Annotated in this window: 15 protein-coding genes; 5 read left to right on the top strand and 10 right to left on the bottom strand. The window is 74.2% G+C overall.

All coding sequences use genetic code 11. From position 1 onward, the window contains the following. The first annotated feature begins 345 nt into the window (after positions 1 to 345). On the top strand, positions 346 to 2,856 hold the full coding sequence (locus tag ACFV6D_RS07565; RefSeq protein ID WP_380558842.1) for a CDP-glycerol glycerophosphotransferase family protein: 2,511 nt from the start codon (positions 346 to 348) through the stop codon (positions 2,854 to 2,856). A gap of 20 nt (positions 2,857 to 2,876) precedes the next feature. On the opposite strand, the gene ACFV6D_RS07560 is transcribed toward ACFV6D_RS07565, so the two are convergent. From ACFV6D_RS07560 to ACFV6D_RS07535, 6 genes are all read right to left on the bottom strand, one after another. After that, positions 2,877 to 3,365, bottom strand: a complete 489-nt coding sequence (locus tag ACFV6D_RS07560) for a 2'-5' RNA ligase family protein (RefSeq protein ID WP_363369230.1) — start codon at positions 3,363 to 3,365, stop codon at positions 2,877 to 2,879. Positions 3,366 to 3,427: 62 nt separating this feature from the next. Further along, the gene (trpS, locus tag ACFV6D_RS07555; protein ID WP_063351340.1) at positions 3,428 to 4,468 is read right to left on the bottom strand and encodes a tryptophan--tRNA ligase; all 1,041 of its coding nucleotides are present in this window, start codon (positions 4,466 to 4,468) and stop codon (positions 3,428 to 3,430) included. Positions 4,469 to 4,498: 30 nt separating this feature from the next. Continuing rightward, complete coding sequence (locus ACFV6D_RS07550) at positions 4,499 to 5,824, bottom strand: hemolysin family protein (protein ID WP_063349032.1); 1,326 nt, start codon at positions 5,822 to 5,824, stop codon at positions 4,499 to 4,501. 125 nt (positions 5,825 to 5,949) lie between these two features. Next, on the bottom strand, positions 5,950 to 6,942 hold the full coding sequence (locus ACFV6D_RS07545; protein WP_063349031.1) for a malate dehydrogenase: 993 nt from the start codon (positions 6,940 to 6,942) through the stop codon (positions 5,950 to 5,952). Between the two features lie 204 nt (positions 6,943 to 7,146). Further along, the gene (locus ACFV6D_RS07540; RefSeq protein ID WP_063349030.1) at positions 7,147 to 7,572 is read right to left on the bottom strand and encodes a DUF3017 domain-containing protein; all 426 of its coding nucleotides are present in this window, start codon (positions 7,570 to 7,572) and stop codon (positions 7,147 to 7,149) included. Positions 7,573 to 7,607: 35 nt separating this feature from the next. Then, on the bottom strand, positions 7,608 to 8,462 hold the full coding sequence (locus tag ACFV6D_RS07535; protein ID WP_063349029.1) for a bifunctional methylenetetrahydrofolate dehydrogenase/methenyltetrahydrofolate cyclohydrolase: 855 nt from the start codon (positions 8,460 to 8,462) through the stop codon (positions 7,608 to 7,610). 291 nt (positions 8,463 to 8,753) lie between these two features. Here ACFV6D_RS07535 and ACFV6D_RS07530 point away from each other — a divergent pair, with 291 nt between their 5' ends. Both ACFV6D_RS07530 and ACFV6D_RS07525 read left to right on the top strand, forming a co-directional pair. Next, positions 8,754 to 8,876, top strand: a complete 123-nt coding sequence (locus tag ACFV6D_RS07530) for a hypothetical protein (RefSeq protein ID WP_363369236.1) — start codon at positions 8,754 to 8,756, stop codon at positions 8,874 to 8,876. 135 nt (positions 8,877 to 9,011) lie between these two features. After that, a complete protein-coding gene (locus ACFV6D_RS07525; RefSeq protein ID WP_063349028.1) occupies positions 9,012 to 9,638 on the top strand; it encodes a hypothetical protein in 627 nt (208 codons plus the stop codon). 131 nt (positions 9,639 to 9,769) lie between these two features. On the opposite strand, the gene purH is transcribed toward ACFV6D_RS07525, so the two are convergent. Together purH and purN are read right to left on the bottom strand one after the other, a co-directional pair. Continuing rightward, positions 9,770 to 11,347 (bottom strand): bifunctional phosphoribosylaminoimidazolecarboxamide formyltransferase/IMP cyclohydrolase, encoded by a 1,578-nt coding sequence (gene purH / locus ACFV6D_RS07520; RefSeq protein ID WP_063349027.1) that lies wholly within the window; start codon positions 11,345 to 11,347, stop codon positions 9,770 to 9,772. Then, a complete protein-coding gene (purN, locus tag ACFV6D_RS07515) occupies positions 11,344 to 12,003 on the bottom strand; it encodes a phosphoribosylglycinamide formyltransferase (protein WP_371518479.1) in 660 nt (219 codons plus the stop codon). Before purN ends, purH begins: the two co-directional genes overlap by 4 nt. A 368-nt stretch (positions 12,004 to 12,371) precedes the next feature. On the opposite strand from purN, the gene ACFV6D_RS07510 reads away from it, so the two are divergent. After that, positions 12,372 to 13,019, top strand: a complete 648-nt coding sequence (locus ACFV6D_RS07510; protein WP_063349025.1) for a hypothetical protein — start codon at positions 12,372 to 12,374, stop codon at positions 13,017 to 13,019. 31 nt (positions 13,020 to 13,050) lie between these two features. Here ACFV6D_RS07510 and ACFV6D_RS07505 read toward each other — a convergent pair whose 3' ends face one another. Continuing rightward, positions 13,051 to 14,538, bottom strand: a complete 1,488-nt coding sequence (locus ACFV6D_RS07505) for a DUF6350 family protein (protein ID WP_380558839.1) — start codon at positions 14,536 to 14,538, stop codon at positions 13,051 to 13,053. A 132-nt stretch (positions 14,539 to 14,670) separates the two neighbouring features. Here ACFV6D_RS07505 and ACFV6D_RS07500 point away from each other — a divergent pair, with 132 nt between their 5' ends. Beyond that, positions 14,671 to 16,383, top strand: coding sequence for a LuxR C-terminal-related transcriptional regulator (locus tag ACFV6D_RS07500; protein ID WP_380558836.1), 1,713 nt, complete (start codon positions 14,671 to 14,673; stop codon positions 16,381 to 16,383). Positions 16,384 to 16,454: 71 nt separating this feature from the next. On the opposite strand, the gene sucD is transcribed toward ACFV6D_RS07500, so the two are convergent. Then, a complete protein-coding gene (sucD, locus tag ACFV6D_RS07495) occupies positions 16,455 to 17,339 on the bottom strand; it encodes a succinate--CoA ligase subunit alpha (RefSeq protein WP_063349021.1) in 885 nt (294 codons plus the stop codon). Positions 17,340 to 17,349 lie beyond the last annotated feature (10 nt).

Raw genomic sequence — 17,349 nt, 5'->3', positions numbered from 1 at the left:
TTGTTGTTGTGGTTCTTGGGGATGTTTTTGTTCTTAGCTCTGCGGGCGGGCGGGTCGGCCGCCCTCGGCGCGGCGCCGGGGGAGGACGGGCGCGCCCCCCCCCCGCGCCCCCCGCCTCTGCGCTTTCCTGGGAATTCCCTGACAATATCCCTGGTCTTTGCCTGTACATTGCACTCGAACTAGTGTTTGTCAGCGAATTTCACGGGAAATTCCCCGGTTCGCACTGTTGACCCGGACGGCGTTCCGGTATGGGATATGAATTCGGCCCCGGTTTCCTCTCGGCATCGGTCCGGCGGCCCCGGTCCACCGCCCATGGCCCGGCCCCCGTCCCGAAGGACCCCCGCCATGCCTGCGCTCACACGGTTCGTCCTTCCGCACGCCGACCCCCGTGTGAGCACCGACCAGCCCGCCGCCGACGAGGACGTCACCTTCGGCCTGCTGCGCGCCCGCTGGACCGGCCGCGGCCTGGAACTCACCGGCTTCGCCCGCCCGGACGACCTCGACACCGGCCGCCCCGGCTCCGCCTGGACCTGGCTGACCCTGCGCCACACCGACGGGACCCGGCCGCCCGTCCACCTGCGCTCCCGGCCCCGCCGGCTGCCCGAAGTCACCGACGACAGCGCCCAGCCCGAGTTCAACCACGACTGGTCCGGCTTCACCGCCCTGATCGAGCCCGGCCGGCTGCGCCACGGCACCGACTGGCTGCTCGGCGACTGGCAGATCGAGACCACCCTGTTCACCCGCCCGCGCCCCACCCGGCTGCGCCGCCGGTACGGCGCCCTCGCCCCGCACTGGTGCGGCTCCGGCGAGTACCCGCCGGCCCACTGGGTGGACCACGACGTCCGCCTCCAGCCGTACTTCGCCGACGGGCGACTGCGGCTGCTGCTCGAACGCCCCGGCATCCGGCTCACCCACGCCACCCCCACCGCCGACGGCCTCGACCTGCGCGGCAGCGCGGACTCCTGCCCGACCGGCACCGTGCTGCGGCTGCGCCACCGGCAGAGCGACGCCGTGATCGAACGGCCGGTCGCCCGCACCGGCAACACCTTCGCCGTCCACCTGCCGTACCGGCCGTTCACCGCCGACGGCCGGGGCAGCGGCGAACTGGAGCACTGGGACACCGAGTTCCTGCACCCCGACGGCAGCACCGAGCAGCTCTGCCCGGACGAGCGCGGCGGCCCGGTCGCCGGCCAGCACCGGCTGCCCGACACCCCGGACCGCGCCCTCTACCTCAAGCACCTCGCCGACGGCCGGCTCCAACTGTGCGTCCAGCCCGCGGCCGGCCTGGTCGAGCGGATCGCCGTCCGGGCCGGCGGCTTCGAGCTCACCGGCCGCTGCCCGGACCGCGCCGCGGACCGGCTGGAACTCGTCCTGCGGCACACCGGCACCGCGAGCGAGGTCCGCTCCCCCGTCGAGGCCGACCAGGACGGCCGCTTCAAGGTCCTGCTGCCCGCCACCCGCACCGGCGCCGACGGCACCGCGCTGCCCCTGCGCAAAGGCATCTGGGAGGCCGCGCTGACGCCCGCCGGGCGGCCCGGCCCGAGCCGCCCGCTGCTCGCCGCACCCGCCGCCCTTCCCACGCTGCCCGCCGCCACCACGGCCGGCGGCAAGCGGATCCTGCTCCAGCGCCGCTGGCACGACACCCTGCTGGTGGACTCCACCCCGGTGCTCACCCCCACCGAGCGCAGCGCCTGGACGCAGAGCCGCCAGCGCGCCGTCCACTACCCCGCCGCCCGCCGCGAACCGCTGCGCGAGGCCGTGCTGTACGACGTGTTCGGCGGCCGCGGCTACGCCGACTCGCCGCGCGCGGTGCACGCCGAACTGGCCCGCCGCGGCGCGCCGTTGGAGCACCTCTGGGTGGTCGACGACGCCCAGGCCGAACTGCCGCCCGGGGTCCGGGCCGTCCGGATCTGGAGCCCGGAGTGGTACCGCGCGCTGGCCACCTGCCGGTACCTGGTCGGCAACACGCACTTCCCGGACTTCCTGGAGCGCCGCCCCGGCCAGGTGGTGCTCCAGACCTGGCACGGCTCGCTGCTGAAGCGGATCGCCCACGACGTCGACAACCCCTGGCTGGCCGACCACGGCTACCTGGAGGCGCTCGACCGGGAGACCCCGCAGTGGAGCCTGCTGCTCTCCCCCAGCCCGTTCGCCACCCCGATCCTGCGCCGCGCGTTCCGCTACGACGGCGAGATCCTGGAGGCCGGCTACCCGCGCAACGACGTGCTCGCCCGCCCCGACGAGGCCGCCGCAGCGGCCGTCCGCCGTCGGCTCGGCATCCCGGACGGCAAGCGGATCGTGCTGTACGCGCCGACCTGGCGCGAGGACCAGCAGCGCGGTGACGGCGACGGCTTCCGGCTCGGCCTGCGGCTGGACCTCGACCACGCCCGGCGCCTGCTCGGCCGGGACCACGTGCTGCTGATCCGCCCGCACGCGCACGTCCGCGAGCCGCTGCCGGGCGCCGGGGACGGCTTCCTGTACGACTGCGGGGACTATCCCGACCCGCAGGAACTGCTGCTGGTCGCGGACGTCCTGGTGACCGACTACTCGTCGATCATGTTCGACTTCGCCGTCACCGGCCGCCCGGTGCTCTTCTTCACCTACGACCTGGAGCACTACCGCGACACCCTGCGCGGCTTCTACTTCGACTTCGAGCCGCAGGCCCCCGGCCCGCTCGTCCCCACCTCGGCCGGACTGCTCGGCGCGCTGCGCGAACTCGCCGACACCGGCGCGGCCCTGCCGCCCGGGTACGCGGAGCGCCACCGGCGCTTCCGGGCCGAGCACTGCGTCCTGGACGACGGCGGCGCGTCCCGCCGGGTGGTCGACCGGATGCTCGAACTCGGAAGGTCAGTACGGTAGTTGAAGATCAGGGCGGTAGTTCAGGAGAACAGGTAGCTCCGCCAGGGCCGCCAGACCTCGTCCGCGTCGAAGCGGGAGAGGCCGAAGCCCGGCACCGGGAAGGCCGCCCGGAAGCCGCGCGCCTGCGCGTACGCCTGGTCCAGCGCGTCGTCCGGCAGGCCGTGCGCGACCGTCACGTGCGGGTGGTACGGGAACGCCAGCTCGCGGGCCAGCGGGCCGGAGCGGACGTCCGCCTCCAGCAGCCGGCACTCCTGCGCGCCCTCCTCGACCCGGACGAACACCACCGGGGAGACCGGGCGGAAGGTGCCGGCGCCGCGCAGCAGCATCCGGAACGGCCGGTGCGCGGCCGCCACCGCCGCCAGGTGCTCCTCGATCTTCGGCAGCGCCTCGGCGGGCACCTCGGTCGGCGGCAGCAGGGTGACGTGTGTCGGTATCGACCGGGCCAGCGGATCGCCGTGCCCGGCCCGGGCGTCCTGGATCCGCGCACCGTACGGATCCGGAACGCTCACGGACACGCCGATGGTGACGGCCTCGGGGAGACCGTCACCATCGGGCAGGTGTGTGAGGGGAGTCACCGCTTGGCGGCCGGGAGGAAGCCGACCCGGTCGTACACCGTCTCCAGCGTCTGCGCGGCCACCTCGCGGGCCTTCTCGGCGCCGATCGCCAGCACCCTGTCCAGCTCGGCCGGGTCGTCCAGGAACGTGCGGGTGCGCTCCTGGAAGGGAGTGACCCACTCGGTGAACAGCTCGGCCAGCTCGGTCTTCAGGGCGCCGTACATCTTGCCCTCGAAGTGCGCGACCAGCTGGTCGATCGACTGGCCGCTGAGCGCGGAGTGGATGCGCAGCAGGTTGGAGACGCCGGGCTTCCCGTCCTCGTCGTAGGAGACGACGGTGCCGGTGTCGGTGACGGCGCTCTTGAACTTCTTGGCGCTGACCTTCGCCTCGTCCAGCAGGTTGACCAGGCCCTTGTCCGAGGAGGCGGACTTGCTCATCTTGGCGCCCGGGTCCTGGAGGTCCTGGATCTTCGCCGTCTCCTTGAGGATGTACGGCTTCGGCACCGTGAAGGTCGGGCTGTAGCGGGTGTTGAAGCGGTCGGCGAGGTCGCGGGTGAGCTCCAGGTGCTGGCGCTGGTCCTCGCCGACCGGGACGGCGTCCGCCTGGTAGAGCAGGACGTCCGCGACCATGAGCACCGGGTAGGTGAACAGGCCGACCGTGGTGCTGTCCGCGCCGTGCCGGACGGACTTGTCCTTGAACTGGGTCATCCGGGAGGCCTCGCCGAAGCCGGTGAGGCAGTTCATCACCCAGGCGAGCTGCGCGTGCTCGGGCACGTGCGACTGGACGAACAGGGTGCAGTGCTCCGGGTCCAGGCCGGCGCCGAGCAGCTGTGCGGCGGAGACCCGGGTGTTCTCGCGCAGTTCCTTCGGGTCCTGCGAGACGGTGATCGCGTGCAGGTCGACGACCATGTAGAAGGCGTCGTTCTCCTTCTGCAGGTCCACCCACTGGCGCACCGCGCCCAGGTAGTTGCCGAGGTGGAACGAGCCGGAGGTGGGCTGGATGCCGGAGAGAACCCGGGGACGGTCCTTGACCGGACCAGTGACCGCTGCGTTGACCATGCGGGCCATTGTTCCAGTTCCACCGGGCGCTCAGGAAACGTCCGCCCCAGGAGGTTCCGCCAGTGTGACCGCACTCACCCTCACCCTGGCGATCCGCCGGCCCTCCAACTTGGCCACCGTCAGCAGCACCCCTCCACCGCCCTCGACCGGGACGCGCACCTGGTCGCCCTCCCGGGGCAGCCGGCCGAGCGAGGCGACCAGGCAGCCCGCCACCGTCTCGTACGGGCCCTCGGGCAGGGTGGCGCCGGTCTCCTCGGTGAAGTCGCCGAGGTTGAGCAGGCCGTCCAGCTCCATGCCGCCGCCGACCAGCCGGCGGGTCGCGGCCGTCTCCGGCCGGTCGTACTCGTCCCGGATCTCGCCGATCACCTCCTCGACCAGGTCCTCCAGGGTGACGATCCCGGCGGTGCCGCCGTACTCGTCCACCACGATGGCCAGGTGGTGGCCCTCGCGGCGCATCTCGCCCATCGCCTCCAGCACCCGCTTGGTGCCGGGCAGCAGCTTCACCGGGCGGGCCAGGTCGCGGACCTTGGCGGCCTGCTCGCCGCGCGCGCCGTACAGGTCGCGGACGTGCACGAAGCCGACCACGGCGTCGGCGCTGCCCTCGACCACCGGGTAGCGCGAGTGCGGCGAGGTGTCCGCCTGGTGCCGGACGGCGGCCAGCGGGCGCTCGGCGTCCAGGAAGGTCACCTCGGTGCGCGGGACCATCACCTCGCGCAGCTGCCGCTCCCCGGCGGAGAACACGTCCGCGATCAACGCCCGTTCGTCGCTTCCGAGTTCGGTGTTGGCGGCAACCAGGCCGCGCAGCTCCTCGGAGCTCATCGAGCCACGGCCGGCGGCCGGGTCGCCGCCCAGCAGGCGGACCATCAGGTTGGTGGAGTGGCCGAGCAGCCAGATCACCGGGCGCAGCGCCACCGACATCACGTCCACCACCGGGGCCGCGATCACCGCGATCGACTCGGCCCGCTGCAGGCCGATCCGCTTGGGGGTGAGTTCGCCGAGCACCAGCGAGACGTAGCTGATCACCAGGGTGAGGCCGACCAGGGCGATCGCGTCGGCGACGCCCTCGGTGAGCCCGGCCCGGACGAACAGCGGGGCGACCTTGCCGGCCAGGGTGTCCGCGCCGAAGGCGGCGGACAGGAAGCCCATGCAGGTCACGCCGACCTGGACGGCGGCCAGGAAGCGGTTGGGGTCGGCGGCCAGGTGCGCGGCCCGGGCGGACCGCCGGGTGCCGAGCGCCTCCAGCGTCCGGATCTGGCCCTCGCGCAGCGAGATCAGCGAGATCTCGGCGACGTTGAACAGCCCGCCCAGCAGGATGAAGACGAGGACGAGCAGAGCGTCCCCGAGGGTTTCGTTCACAGCGGGTCAGTGTAGGACCGGCCGGCGCCCGGGGAGTGGAAGAAGGGGCGGCGGCCGGTCACACGGCGGCCCGCCGCCTCCGGGAAGGAGACGGCGGGCCGTCGGGAAAAGCTGTGCTGCGGGGCTCAGATGAGGCCCAGCTCCTGGACCGCGTCGCGCTCCTCGGTCAGCTCCTTGACCGAGGCGTCGATGCGGGCGCGCGAGAAGTCGGAGATCTCCAGGCCCTGGACGATCTCGAACTTGCCGGCCTTGGTGGTGACCGGGAAGGAGGAGATCAGGCCCTGCGGGACGCCGTAGGAGCCGTCCGAGACGACGCCCATGGAGGTCCAGTCGCCCTCGGCGGTGCCGTTGACCCAGGTGTACACGTGGTCGATGGCGGCGTTGGCGGCCGAGGCGGCCGAGGAGGCGCCACGGGCCTCGATGATGGCCGCGCCGCGCTTGGCGACGGTCGGGATGAAGGTCTCGTCCAGCCAGGCCTGATCGCTGCCGATGGCCTCGAAGGCCGGCTTGCCGGCGATCTCGGCCTGGAAGATGTCCGGGTACTGGGTGGCGGAGTGGTTGCCCCAGATGGTGACGCGCTTGATGTCGGAGACGGGCGCACCGGTCTTGACGGAGAGCTGGCCGACCGCGCGGTTGTGGTCCAGGCGGGTCATCGCGGTGAAGCGCTCGGCCGGGACGTCCGGGGCGTTGCGCTGGGCGATCAGGGCGTTGGTGTTGGCCGGGTTGCCGACGACCAGGACCTTGATGTCGTCCGCGGCGTGGTCGTTGATGGCCTTGCCCTGCGGGCCGAAGATGCCGCCGTTGGCCTGCAGCAGGTCGCCGCGCTCCATGCCGGCGGTGCGCGGACGGGCGCCGACCAGCAGCGCGACGTTGGCGCCGTCGAAGGCCTCGTTCGGGTTGGCGGTGATCGTGATGTCACGCAGCAGCGGGAACGCGCAGTCGACGAGCTCCATGGCGGTGCCCTCGGCGGCCTTGAGGCCCTGCGGGATCTCCAGGAGGCGCAGGTTCACCGGGACGTCGGCACCGAGCAGGTGGCCCGAGGCGATGCGGAAGAGCAGCGCGTAGCCGATCTGGCCGGCCGCTCCGGTGATGGTGACGTTGACGGGGGTGCGGGTCATTTCTACCTTCTCCAGCAGATCGCCAGGTGCCCCAGGCACACCGGCGCGCTGGAGCCGAGGATGGTCTCTCGACATCGAGAGACCGGCGTCAGGTTATCGCAAAGGGAAGCGTACGCCGCGGGTGCGGGCCTGGCTGATGCGTCACAACGGACGGCGGCCCCCGCCCTGGCTCGCAGGGCGGGGGCCGTCACGGTCACCCCGGCGTCAGTGCTTGGGCCGGCCGATCAACTTGCCGATGTTGTCGAGCAACGGGATCTCCAGCCACGGGTTCGGCTGCGCCACCAGGGTCAGCAGCACGATCGACGCTCCCAGGAAGGTCAGCACGATCACGTCGGTGAAGCGGCTGCGCACCGCCAGCATCCCGACCTCGGGCAGCACCAGCCGCAGGACGGCCCCGAGCAGCACCCCGCAGCCGAGGATCAGCAGCCCGTACTTGAAGCCGTCCTTGAAGTCGGCGAACCAGGTGACCGCGAGGCCGGCCCCGACCACCAGCAGGACCAGCGTTATCGGCCACTGCCGGACCGGCAGGGTGTGGTCGCGTCCGAGGGCTGCGGCCGCGCCCTCGGGCGGCAGGGTGCCGGTGGTCTTGACCGGCCTGCGCGGGGTCCGCGCCGGTCGCGGTTCCGTCATGCTCGCCGTCCCTCGTGGTGGTGTCGGTCGCGGGGTCAGACGCCGGCGCGGCGCTCGGCCGCCACGACGATGTTGTTAAGCAGCATCGCGCGGGTCATCGGGCCCACGCCGCCGGGGTTCGGGGAGATCCAGGCGGCCACCTCGGCCACGCCCGGGTGCACGTCGCCGACGATCTTGCCCTCGCTGCGGCTGACGCCCACGTCCAGCACCGCCGCGCCCGGCTTGACGTCCTCCGGCTTGACCAGGTGCGGCACGCCCGCGGCGGCCACGATGATGTCGGCCTTGCGCAGGTGGTAGCCGAGGTCCCGGGTGCCGGTGTGGCACAGGGTCACGGTGGCGTTCTCGCTGCGGCGGGTCAGCAGCAGGCCGATCGAGCGGCCGACGGTGACGCCGCGGCCGACCACGACCACCTCGGCGCCGTTGATCTCGACGTCGTGCCGGCGCAGCAGCTCGACGATGCCCAGCGGGGTGCACGGCAGCGGCCCCTCGATGCCCAGGGCGAGCCGGCCGAGCGAGGTCGGGTGCAGGCCGTCGGCGTCCTTGTCCGGGTCCATCAGCTCCAGGACCGGGTTCTGGTCCAGGCCCTTGGGCAGCGGCAGCTGGACGATGTAGCCGGTGCAGGAGGGGTCGGCGTTGAGCTCGCGGACGACGTTCTCGACGTCCTCCTGGGTGGCGGTCGCGGGCAGCTCGCGCTGGATCGAGGCGATGCCGACCTCGGCGCAGTCCTTGTGCTTCCCGTTGACGTACCAGCGGCTGCCCGGGTCGTCGCCGACCAGGACGGTGCCGAGGCCGGGCGTGACGCCCTTCGCCTTGAGGACCGCCACGCGGGCGGCGAGTTCGGACTTGATCGCGGCGGCGGTGGCCTTGCCATCGAGAATCTGGGCAGTCATGACCCCATTCTCCCGGATCCCGGCAAGCCGCCGCACCAGGGCCCGTCTTCGAACTCCCGCCGTCCTCCCGCCGGCCCCCGCCGTCCTCCCGTCCTGCGGTCGGACGGGTTCGGACGGGTACGGAAGGCCCGGACCACGTTGCGGTTGCGCCACAGTCTCGGTCCGGCGCGCGGAACCGGCTGGACACGGCCCCGCCGTCCGGTTGACGATATGCGGGCATTCCCTGCCGCGACCCGGCCCGGTGACGGGCCGACGGACACCCGGCGGGGGCGTACCCGGGGGAAAGAGCACGTGAGCCGACCACTTCAGACCGAGCCGCCCGACCACTGCGGCGCCGTCCTGCCCGCAGCGGGCCCGTCGACGACTCCGCTCGCACTGCTCTCACCGCTCTCAGCGCTCTCACCGCGCGCCTGAGCCGGCCGCGCCCGGATCCGCTCCGGGCTGTCACTCCCCTCCGTTAGCGTCCCGTTCCACCGGCGACCCGACTCGCCAACCGGAACCGGGCCCTCCGTCCCGTCCCCACGTCCCCGCAACTGCCCGGAGGCATCGATGAGTTACCCGCCCGACCCGAACAACCCGAACAACCCGTACGGCCAGCCGCCGCAGGCTCCCGGCTACGGCTACCCCCAGCAGGCCCCGCCGGCCGGGTACGGCTACCCGCCGCCCGCGCCGGGCTACGGCGGACCGGGCTACGGCTACCCGCCGGCCGTCCCGCAGAACATGCCGGGCCTGGTGGTCACCACCCGGGTGCTGCTGTTCATCATCGGCGCCGTGCAGATCATCGGTGGCGGCATCTACCTGATAGCCGCCGCGGCGGCCAAGGAGGTCACCAACCGGGCCCAGCAGATCGACGGGAGCGACCCGTTCAACGGCTTCGGCAACGCGGCGGCCGGCGTGCTGGTGGTCGTCGGCATCGTGTGCGCGCTGTTCGCGGCCTTCTCCATCACGCTGGGCGTGAAGTTCGGCAAGGGCGGGCCCGCGGTCCGCATCACCACCCTGGTGTACGGCTCGTTCGGCGCGCTGCTCGGCCTGCTGGGGCTGGCCGGCTCGTTCGCCAACAACGCCAACCCGGTCGGCATCGTCTTCACGCTGATGTGGCTCGCGGTCTCGATCACGATGATCGTCGGGATGAGCGTCAAGGACGGCGTCGCCTGGTTCGCCCGGCCGCGCTACTGACCGGCCGCACCACTGACCGGCCCGGTCCGAGCCGATCGGACGACGAGCGGCCCGGCTCCCCTTCCGGAGGAGCCGGGCCGCTCTGTCATGCCGTCACCCGGGCGGTGCGCCGGGCGAGCGGTGGAACGCGATCAGTGGAAGAAGTGCCGCGCACCGGTGAAGTACATCGTCACCCCGGCCTCGGCGGCCGCCGCGACGACCTCCTCGTCCCGGATCGAACCGCCCGGCTGGACGATCGCCTTGACGCCGGCCGCGATCAGGATGGCAGGGCCGTCCGCGAACGGGAAGAACGCGTCCGAGGCCGCGTACGCGCCCTTGGCCCGCTCCCCGGCCCGCTCGACCGCGAGCTTGCAGGAGTCGACCCGGTTGACCTGGCCCATGCCGACGCCCACCGAGGCGCCGTCCTTGGCCAGCAGGATCGCGTTGGACTTGACGGCCCGGCAGGCCCGCCAGGCGAAGGCCAGCTCGGCCAGCTCGGCCTCGGACAGCGCCTCACCGGTGGCCAGCCGCCAGTTCGCCGGGTCGTCGCCCTCGGCCTGCACCCGGTCGGCGTCCTGGAGCAGCACGCCGCCGGAGACCGGGCGCAGCTCCTGGCGGTTGGCCGGCGCCTCGGGGGCCAGCAGCACCCGCAGGTTCTTCTTCCGGGCCAGCACCTCGACGGCGCCGTCCTCGTAACCGGGGGCCACCACGACCTCGGTGAAGATCGGGGCGATCTGCTCGGCCAGCTCGACGGTGACCGGGCGGTTGACCGCGATCACGCCGCCGTACGCCGAGACCGGGTCGCACTCGTGCGCCTTGCGGTGCGCCTCGGCGACGTCCGCGCCGGTCGCGATGCCGCACGGGTTGGCGTGCTTGATGATCGCGACGGCCGGCTCGGCGTGGTCGTACGCGGCGCGGCGGGCGGCGTCGGTGTCGACGTAGTTGTTGTACGACATCTCCTTGCCGTGCAGCTGCTCCGCGCCGGCCAGGCCGCCGCTGCCGTCGCTGTACAGCGCGGCGCCCTGGTGCGGGTTCTCGCCGTAGCGCAGCACGTTCTGCCGCTCCCAGGTGGCACCCAGGAACTCCGGGAACCGCTCGTCGCTCGGCGCGTAGCCGGCCTCGAACCAGGAGGCGACCGCGACGTCGTACGCGGCGGTGTGCGCGAACGCCGCACCGGCCAGGCGCTTGCGGGTGGCCAGGTCGAAGCCGCCCTCCTGGGCGGCCCGCAGCACGTCGACGTAACGGGCCGGGTCGACCACCACGGCCACCGACGGGTGGTTCTTGGCGGCGGCGCGGACCATGCTCGGGCCGCCGATGTCGATCTGCTCGACGCACTCGTCCGGGGTGGCGCCCGAGGCGACGGTGGCCTTGAACGGGTAGAGGTTCACCACGACCAGGTCGAAGGGCTCGACGCCCAGCTCGGCCAGCTGCGCGCGGTGCGACTCCAGCCGCAGGTCGGCGAGCACGCCGGCGTGCACGCGGGGGTGCAGCGTCTTCACGCGCCCGTCCAGGCACTCCGGGAAGCCGGTCAGCTCGGAGACCTCGGTCACCGGGACGCCGGCGGCGGCGATCCGGCCGGCGGTGGAGCCGGTGGAGACGATGGCGACCCCGGCGGCGTGCAGGCCCTGGGCCAGCTCCTCCAGACCGGTCTTGTCGTACACGCTGATCAGCGCACGACGGATCGGACGGATGTTCTCCGAAACGGGGGGCGTGGTGGAGCTGGCACTCATGCCGGAATCCATACCTTTCGGTCCTCGATGCGGTGGCCCTCGCGGGCCAGCCGGCCCACGACGTCGACGAGCAGCTTGCGCTCGACAGTCTTGATGCGCTCGTGCAGCGCTTCGCCGCCATCGGCGTGGTCGGCGTCGACAACCTCGACGACGCCCTGCGCGATGATCGGCCCGGTGTCCACCCCGGCGTCGACCAGGTGGACGGTGCAGCCGGTGACCCTCACCCCGTACGCGAGCGCGTCGGTGACGCCGTGGGCGCCGGGGAAGGAGGGCAGCAGTGCGGGATGGGTGTTGACGATCCGCCCGGCGAAGGCCGCGATGAACTCGGGGCCGAGGATCTTCATGAACCCGGCCGTGACCACCAGGTCCGGCTCGTGGGCGGCGACGGCGGCGGTCAGCGCGCGGTCCCAGTCGGCCCGGTCGGCGAAGTCCTTCACCCGGTGGACGAAGACCGGCAGGCCCGCCTTCTCGGCCCGCTCCAGGCCCGCGATGCCGTCGCGGTCCGCACCCACGGCGAGGATCTCGGCGCCGTACGCCGGATCGGCTGCGGCGTCGAGCAGCGCCTGCAGATTGGTACCGGAACCGGAGACCAGCACCACCAGGCGGGCCGGTCCGGGCGTACGGGGCGGGAAGAGCTGGGCGGGGGCGGCGGCCACTGCGCGATTCTCCGTAGGTCGGGCGCCGCCCGCTGGTACGTCCACCGGTGGTGGGGCCACTACGAACGGCAGGTCGAGCGAGGGGGAACACCAGGAGAACCCACCGCGACGCGGGCACCCGGGAACCTCTGCGAGCTGCTGACCGTCACCACGATAACGGCTGGTCGGACGGCCTCCGCACCCTCCCGGCGGCGCTACGCGCGTAGTTGAGACGGGGATCTCCTCCGGCCCGCACAGCGGAGTCGCCCCGGGCACGGGCCCTCCCGGCACCCCCGCAGCGGGCAGGCCGCCTGAGGACCGGCGAACGGCTGCGGGATCATAGGGAAGGCGGGAGACCGCCGCCCCGACCGAGAAGGAATGGCTGAACCATGAGCAGCGGTGACGACACCGGCGAGCGCAACCCCTTCGCGCCGCCGCCGGCGGATGCCCCGGACCAGCCGTGGCAGCCGCGCAACCCCTGGCCCGGCGAGGGCCCGGACGGCACCGGCGGCCAGGGCGCCGGCGAACGCCCGCAGCTCCCGCCGCCGCACCCCTGGGGCCCCGGCCGGCCCGAGGACGGCCGCCCCACCCCACCGGCCCCGCAGCCGCCCAAGCTCGACCCCGCCGACCCCGCCCAGCGCCGGGCCCGCAACGCCGCACTGGCCGGGCCGCTCGCGCTGGTCTGCCTGTTCGCCGGCTTCCACTGGGCCGCCCTGTTCGTCGGCGCGCTCGGCATCGTGTGGGGCATCAGCGCGCTGCGGACCCCCAAGCCCGCCCCGGCCGCCGCCGTCACCGGCGCCGCCCCCCAGACCGCCGCCCGCCAGCCCGCCGCCCCGAACCCGCTCACCCCGGCCGCGCTCGCCGGAATCCTCACCGGCGCGATGACCGTCGTGGTCGCGACCTCGGTGATCGGCCTCGGGATGTACTACAACGACTACGTCACCTGCGTCCGGGACTCGCTGACCTCCGTCGGCGCCGACAACTGCGACCGGTTCGCGCCCAAGTGGTACGTCGACTTCACCGGGAACGCCGGCTAGGCCCGGTCCGGCCGATCTTGCCGGACACGCCCTAGTCACTTCCGGGGCCCCGCCCGCCCAGGCGCAGCACCGCGCCGTACCCGCGGGCCCGCAGCAGCAGCACCCCCCGGCGCAGCCGCTCGGCCGACCGGGCGCGGGCGGCGGGCAGGGCCTCCTCGTCGAGTTCCTCGGCGGCCTGCCCGTCAACCTCTCCGTCGACCCCTTCGTCGACCTCCGGGACGGTCGCGGGGCACAGCGCCCGATGGCGTACCAGCAGCGCGCCCGGCACGGCCACCAGCGCGAACCAGCCCGCCGCCGCCGGTCCCGTCCACCAGGGCGCCGGCCCCAGCCGGGCCATCCGGCCGCCCGCCAGCGCGCCACCCGCCAGCCAGCTCGCCGCCGCCACCGCGACGCCGGTCAGCAGCGCCGCCACCAGCACCGCCACCACCGTCACCGCGAGCGGCCACGGTCCGTCGCCGCCCCCGTTGCCGTCCCCGTCGCCGGTCCCGGACCCCGCCTCGGCCGCTGCGCGCGGGCCGGCCGCCGCCCGGCCCAGCAGCACCGCCGGCACCACCCCCGCCAGCACCGGCAGCAGCAGTGCCGCCAGCCGCCAGCCGCCCGGGCCCTCCGCCGGCAGCAGGGCGAACATCGGGAACTCCGGGACGGGGCCCAGCACGGTGCCGCCCGGCGCCACCACCGTCCCGGAACCCACCGCGAACCCCGGGCCCAGGGCGTACGCCGTCCCCCAGAGCACCGCGTTCGGCAGCAGCACCACCCCGAGCAGCAGCAGCCCGACCAGGGCCGCCGGCCCGCGCCCGAGCACCGCCATCCCGTGCCCGCCCCCGACCGCCGCGTCCAGCGCCGCCGCCACCGCCACCAGCACCCCGCCCGCCGCCACCAGGCCCGCCCCGGCCGCCAGCACCGAGCCGCGCACCGCCGCCGCGCCGCCGGCCGGTCGGAGCGGCGCGGGCAGCCGGTCCAGCAGCGGCCACGCCGGGCGGCGGGGCGGGGCGTCGGGGCCGGCGGCCCGGGCCGAACGCGCGCCCGCCGCCGTCGCCAGCCCGGCCAGCAACCCCACCACCAGGACGTCCGGCAGCACCCTGGCCCGGAACAGCCCGGCGCCCGTGCAGTGCAGCATCACCGCCACCGCGACCGCGCAGTAGCCCGCCCAGACCGCCGCCGGGCCGCCCCAGCGCGGCCGGGGCCCGCTCCGCGACGCCACCGCGGCGGCGGCCCGGTACAGCTGAGCCACCGCCAGCACGCCCAGCAGCAGCGGGGTGACGGTCAGCGGGGCGCCCGCGTCCCCCCGCAGCACCGGCGCGCCGTGCCCGAGCAGCCACAGCGCCCCCGCCAACCGGGTGGCGCCGGTCGCCCCGTTGTCCGCGTACGGCGTCGCCACCCAGAGTCCGAGCACCGGCACCCCGACCACCGCCAGGCCGACCAGTGCCGTCCGCACCCCCGCCAACAGGTCGGCCGGCAACGGGCGTCCGCCCAATTCGCCCGGCAGTTCCAGGATCGGACGGCCCATCAGCTGCGTCATGCGCCTCATGGTGCCAAGGCGACTCGCCATGCCCCGTGAAGCAGCAAACCGCCGCCGTGTCCCAGATTATTGGCTTATGCGCATTTTCAGACCCGATCCCCAAGCCGCCGGCGCACCGGCCCGGAGCGTCTGATGACCACGCCACCCACCGCCGAACACCCCGCCGGCGCCGACTCCCCCACCCCCGAGAACCGCCCCCGCAAACCCCGGGCCACCCGCCCCGACCAGGACGCGGCGCGCCCCCTAGGGAAACTGACGCCCCGTGAGGCCCAGGTGCTCGCCCACCTCGCCGCCGGTCGCGACCTCCCGCAGGCGGCCGCCGCCCTCGGCGTCACCCCGGCCACCGCCCGCAGCTACGTCCAGCGGGCCATGCGCAAACTCGGCGCGGCCACCGAGGCCGAGGCCGTCGCCCTCACCACCGCCCGCCCGAAGAGCCCCGACCCCGCACCACCCGGCCCCACACCACCCGGCCCCGACGCGCCGGGCGACGCCCAGGCGGACCCTGCCGCCGCCCCCCGTACCCCCGACCCCGCGCCGCCGCGCCCGCCCGTCCTCGGCACCGGAGGAGAGCACCCCGGCCAGGCCACCCACCCCGCGCACGCCCACGCCCACGCCACCGACGCCGCTAGCGCCCAGGCGGCCCCGAACGCCCCGGGAGGGAGCATCAGCACACCCGCCGCCACCATGACACCGCCTGGCACCCGCGACACCCCGCCCGCGGCGCAGGCCCGACCCGACGACCCGGCCGCCGGCACCGGGCGGCCCGCCCACGCGGCCACGCCGGCCGACGACGAGCGGGCCGGGCCGGCCGGGAGCTTCGAGGAGCTGTACGAGCAGGCGCACACCCGGCTGGTGCAGCAGATGTTCCTGCTGACCGCCTGCCGGCACCGGGCGGCGCACTGCGTCCGGCTGGCGTTCGGGGCCGCGCGCCGGGGCTGGGCGGAGGTGGCCGCGACGGGGGATCCGGAAGGGTGGGTGCGGGTACGGGCGTGCGAGCTGGCGCTGTCCCCGTGGCACCGGGGCGGGCCCCGGCGGATGCACGCCTGGAAGCTGCCGCACCGGCGGATCCGGGTGCGGCCGGCGGACGAGTCGCAGGCGGTGCTGCCCGATCACGACCGGCTGACCGACCGGGACCGGGCGCTGCTGAAGGCGCTGCGGCGGCTGTCCCGGCCGCAGCGCCGGGCGCTGGTGCTGCACGACGGGCTGGGCCTGCCGGCGGCGGCGGTCGCGGTGGAGGTGGAGTCGACGCTGGCGGCGGCCGAGGGGCGGGTGTGGGCGGCCCGGGTGGCGCTGGCCCGGTGGGTGCCGGAGCTGCTGGGGCCGGATCCGGCGGCACCGGGGTTCGCGGACGGCCTGAGCGGGCTGCTGCACCGGGCGGCGGTCCGGGGCTGCCCGCAGCCGCACCGGCCGCCGGTGCCGGTGCTGCTGGCCCGGCACCGGCTGTGGACGGCGAGCCGGACGGGGGCGGCGGCGCTGCTGACGGCGGCGGTGGGCGGGGCGGCGCTGGCGACGCTGGTGGGGATCCGGCCGGTGACGCTGTTCCGGTCCCCGGAGCCGCCGGAGCCGGCGATGTGCCTGTCGACGGCGAACGCGGGCGTGCCGGGCGTGCCTGTTGTGCCGGGTGTGCCGGCGCTGCCGGGCGGGCCGCCGAACGTCGTCCGCAGCCTGTGGTGCAGCCCGACGCCGGGGGTGGAGGCGGTCGTGGTGGAGTCGGCGCCGCAGGCCGCCGCGCGGTGGGAGCTGCCGGCGGTCGCCCGGGGGGCGGGCGCCCCGCCGCCGCAGGGCCCGGAGGTCTGCCCGCTGTGGTCACCGCTGCCGTGCACGACCGGGCCGACGCCGTACTGACGGCGTCCGCGAACGCGCGAGCGCCCCTGCCCGTGAAAGGGCAGGGGCGCTCGCTGCGCAGTCGACCGACGTCAGCCGGCGATGATCTCGCGCGCCAGGCGGGCGGTCTCGGACGGCGTCTTGCCGACCTTGACACCGGCGGCCTCGAGGGCCTCCTTCTTCGCCTGGGCGGTGCCCGAGGAGCCGGAGACGATGGCGCCGGCGTGGCCCATGGTCTTGCCCTCGGGGGCGGTGAAGCCCGCGACGTAGCCGACGACCGGCTTGGTGACGTGCTCGGCGATGTAGGCCGCGGCACGCTCCTCGGCGTCGCCGCCGATCTCACCGATCATGACGATGAGCTCGGTCTCCGGGTCCTCCTGGAACGCCTTGAGGGCGTCGATGTGGGTGGTGCCGATGACCGGGTCACCGCCGATGCCCACGGCCGAGGAGAAGCCGATGTCCCGCAGCTCGTACATGAGCTGGTAGGTCAGGGTGCCCGACTTCGAGACCAGACCGATCTTGCCGGAGGTGGTGATGTCGGCCGGGATGATGCCGGCGTTCGACTGTCCGGGGCTGATCAGGCCGGGGCAGTTCGGGCCGATGATCCGGGTCTTGTTGCCCTTCGAACCGGCGTACGCCCAGAAGGCGGCGGTGTCGTGCACCGGAACGCCCTCGGTGATGACGACGGCCAGGCCGATCTCGGCGTCGATGGCCTCGACGACGGCGTCCTTGGTGAACTTCGGCGGCACGAAGATGACGGTGACATCGGCACCGGTCTTCTCCATGGCCTCGGCGACGCCGCCGAAGACGGGCACCTCGGTGCCGTCGACGTCGACCGTGGTGCCGGCCTTGCGCGGGTTGACACCGCCGACGATCTGGGTGCCGGAGGCGAGCATGCGGCGGGTGTGCTTCATGCCCTCGGAGCCGGTCATGCCCTGGACGATGACCTTGCTGTCCTTGGTAAGGAAGATAGCCATGGTGTGAAAG

It is taken from the genome of Kitasatospora sp. NPDC059812, from assembly GCF_042732075.1.
Taxonomy (GTDB): domain Bacteria; phylum Actinomycetota; class Actinomycetes; order Streptomycetales; family Streptomycetaceae; genus Kitasatospora.
The sequence above is the reverse complement of the archived record's forward strand: the minus strand, read 5'-3'. Positions and strand labels throughout refer to the sequence as shown.

Excerpts from the sequence above, each read along its gene's own strand:
- ACFV6D_RS07565 (WP_380558842.1), top strand. The coding sequence starts at position 346 with ATGCCTGCGCTCACACGGTTCGTCCTTCCGCACGCCGACCCCCGTGTG.
- trpS (WP_063351340.1), bottom strand. The coding sequence starts at position 4,468 with ATGGTCAACGCAGCGGTCACTGGTCCGGTCAAGGACCGTCCCCGGGTT.
- ACFV6D_RS07545 (WP_063349031.1), bottom strand. The coding sequence starts at position 6,942 with ATGACCCGCACCCCCGTCAACGTCACCATCACCGGAGCGGCCGGCCAG.
- ACFV6D_RS07540 (WP_063349030.1), bottom strand. The coding sequence starts at position 7,572 with ATGACGGAACCGCGACCGGCGCGGACCCCGCGCAGGCCGGTCAAGACC.
- ACFV6D_RS07535 (WP_063349029.1), bottom strand. The coding sequence starts at position 8,462 with ATGACTGCCCAGATTCTCGATGGCAAGGCCACCGCCGCCGCGATCAAG.
- ACFV6D_RS07525 (WP_063349028.1), top strand. The coding sequence starts at position 9,012 with ATGAGTTACCCGCCCGACCCGAACAACCCGAACAACCCGTACGGCCAG.
- purH (WP_063349027.1), bottom strand. The coding sequence starts at position 11,347 with ATGAGTGCCAGCTCCACCACGCCCCCCGTTTCGGAGAACATCCGTCCG.
- ACFV6D_RS07510 (WP_063349025.1), top strand. The coding sequence starts at position 12,372 with ATGAGCAGCGGTGACGACACCGGCGAGCGCAACCCCTTCGCGCCGCCG.
- ACFV6D_RS07505 (WP_380558839.1), bottom strand. The coding sequence starts at position 14,538 with ATGACGCAGCTGATGGGCCGTCCGATCCTGGAACTGCCGGGCGAATTG.
- ACFV6D_RS07500 (WP_380558836.1), top strand. The coding sequence starts at position 14,671 with ATGACCACGCCACCCACCGCCGAACACCCCGCCGGCGCCGACTCCCCC.
- sucD (WP_063349021.1), bottom strand. The coding sequence starts at position 17,339 with ATGGCTATCTTCCTTACCAAGGACAGCAAGGTCATCGTCCAGGGCATG.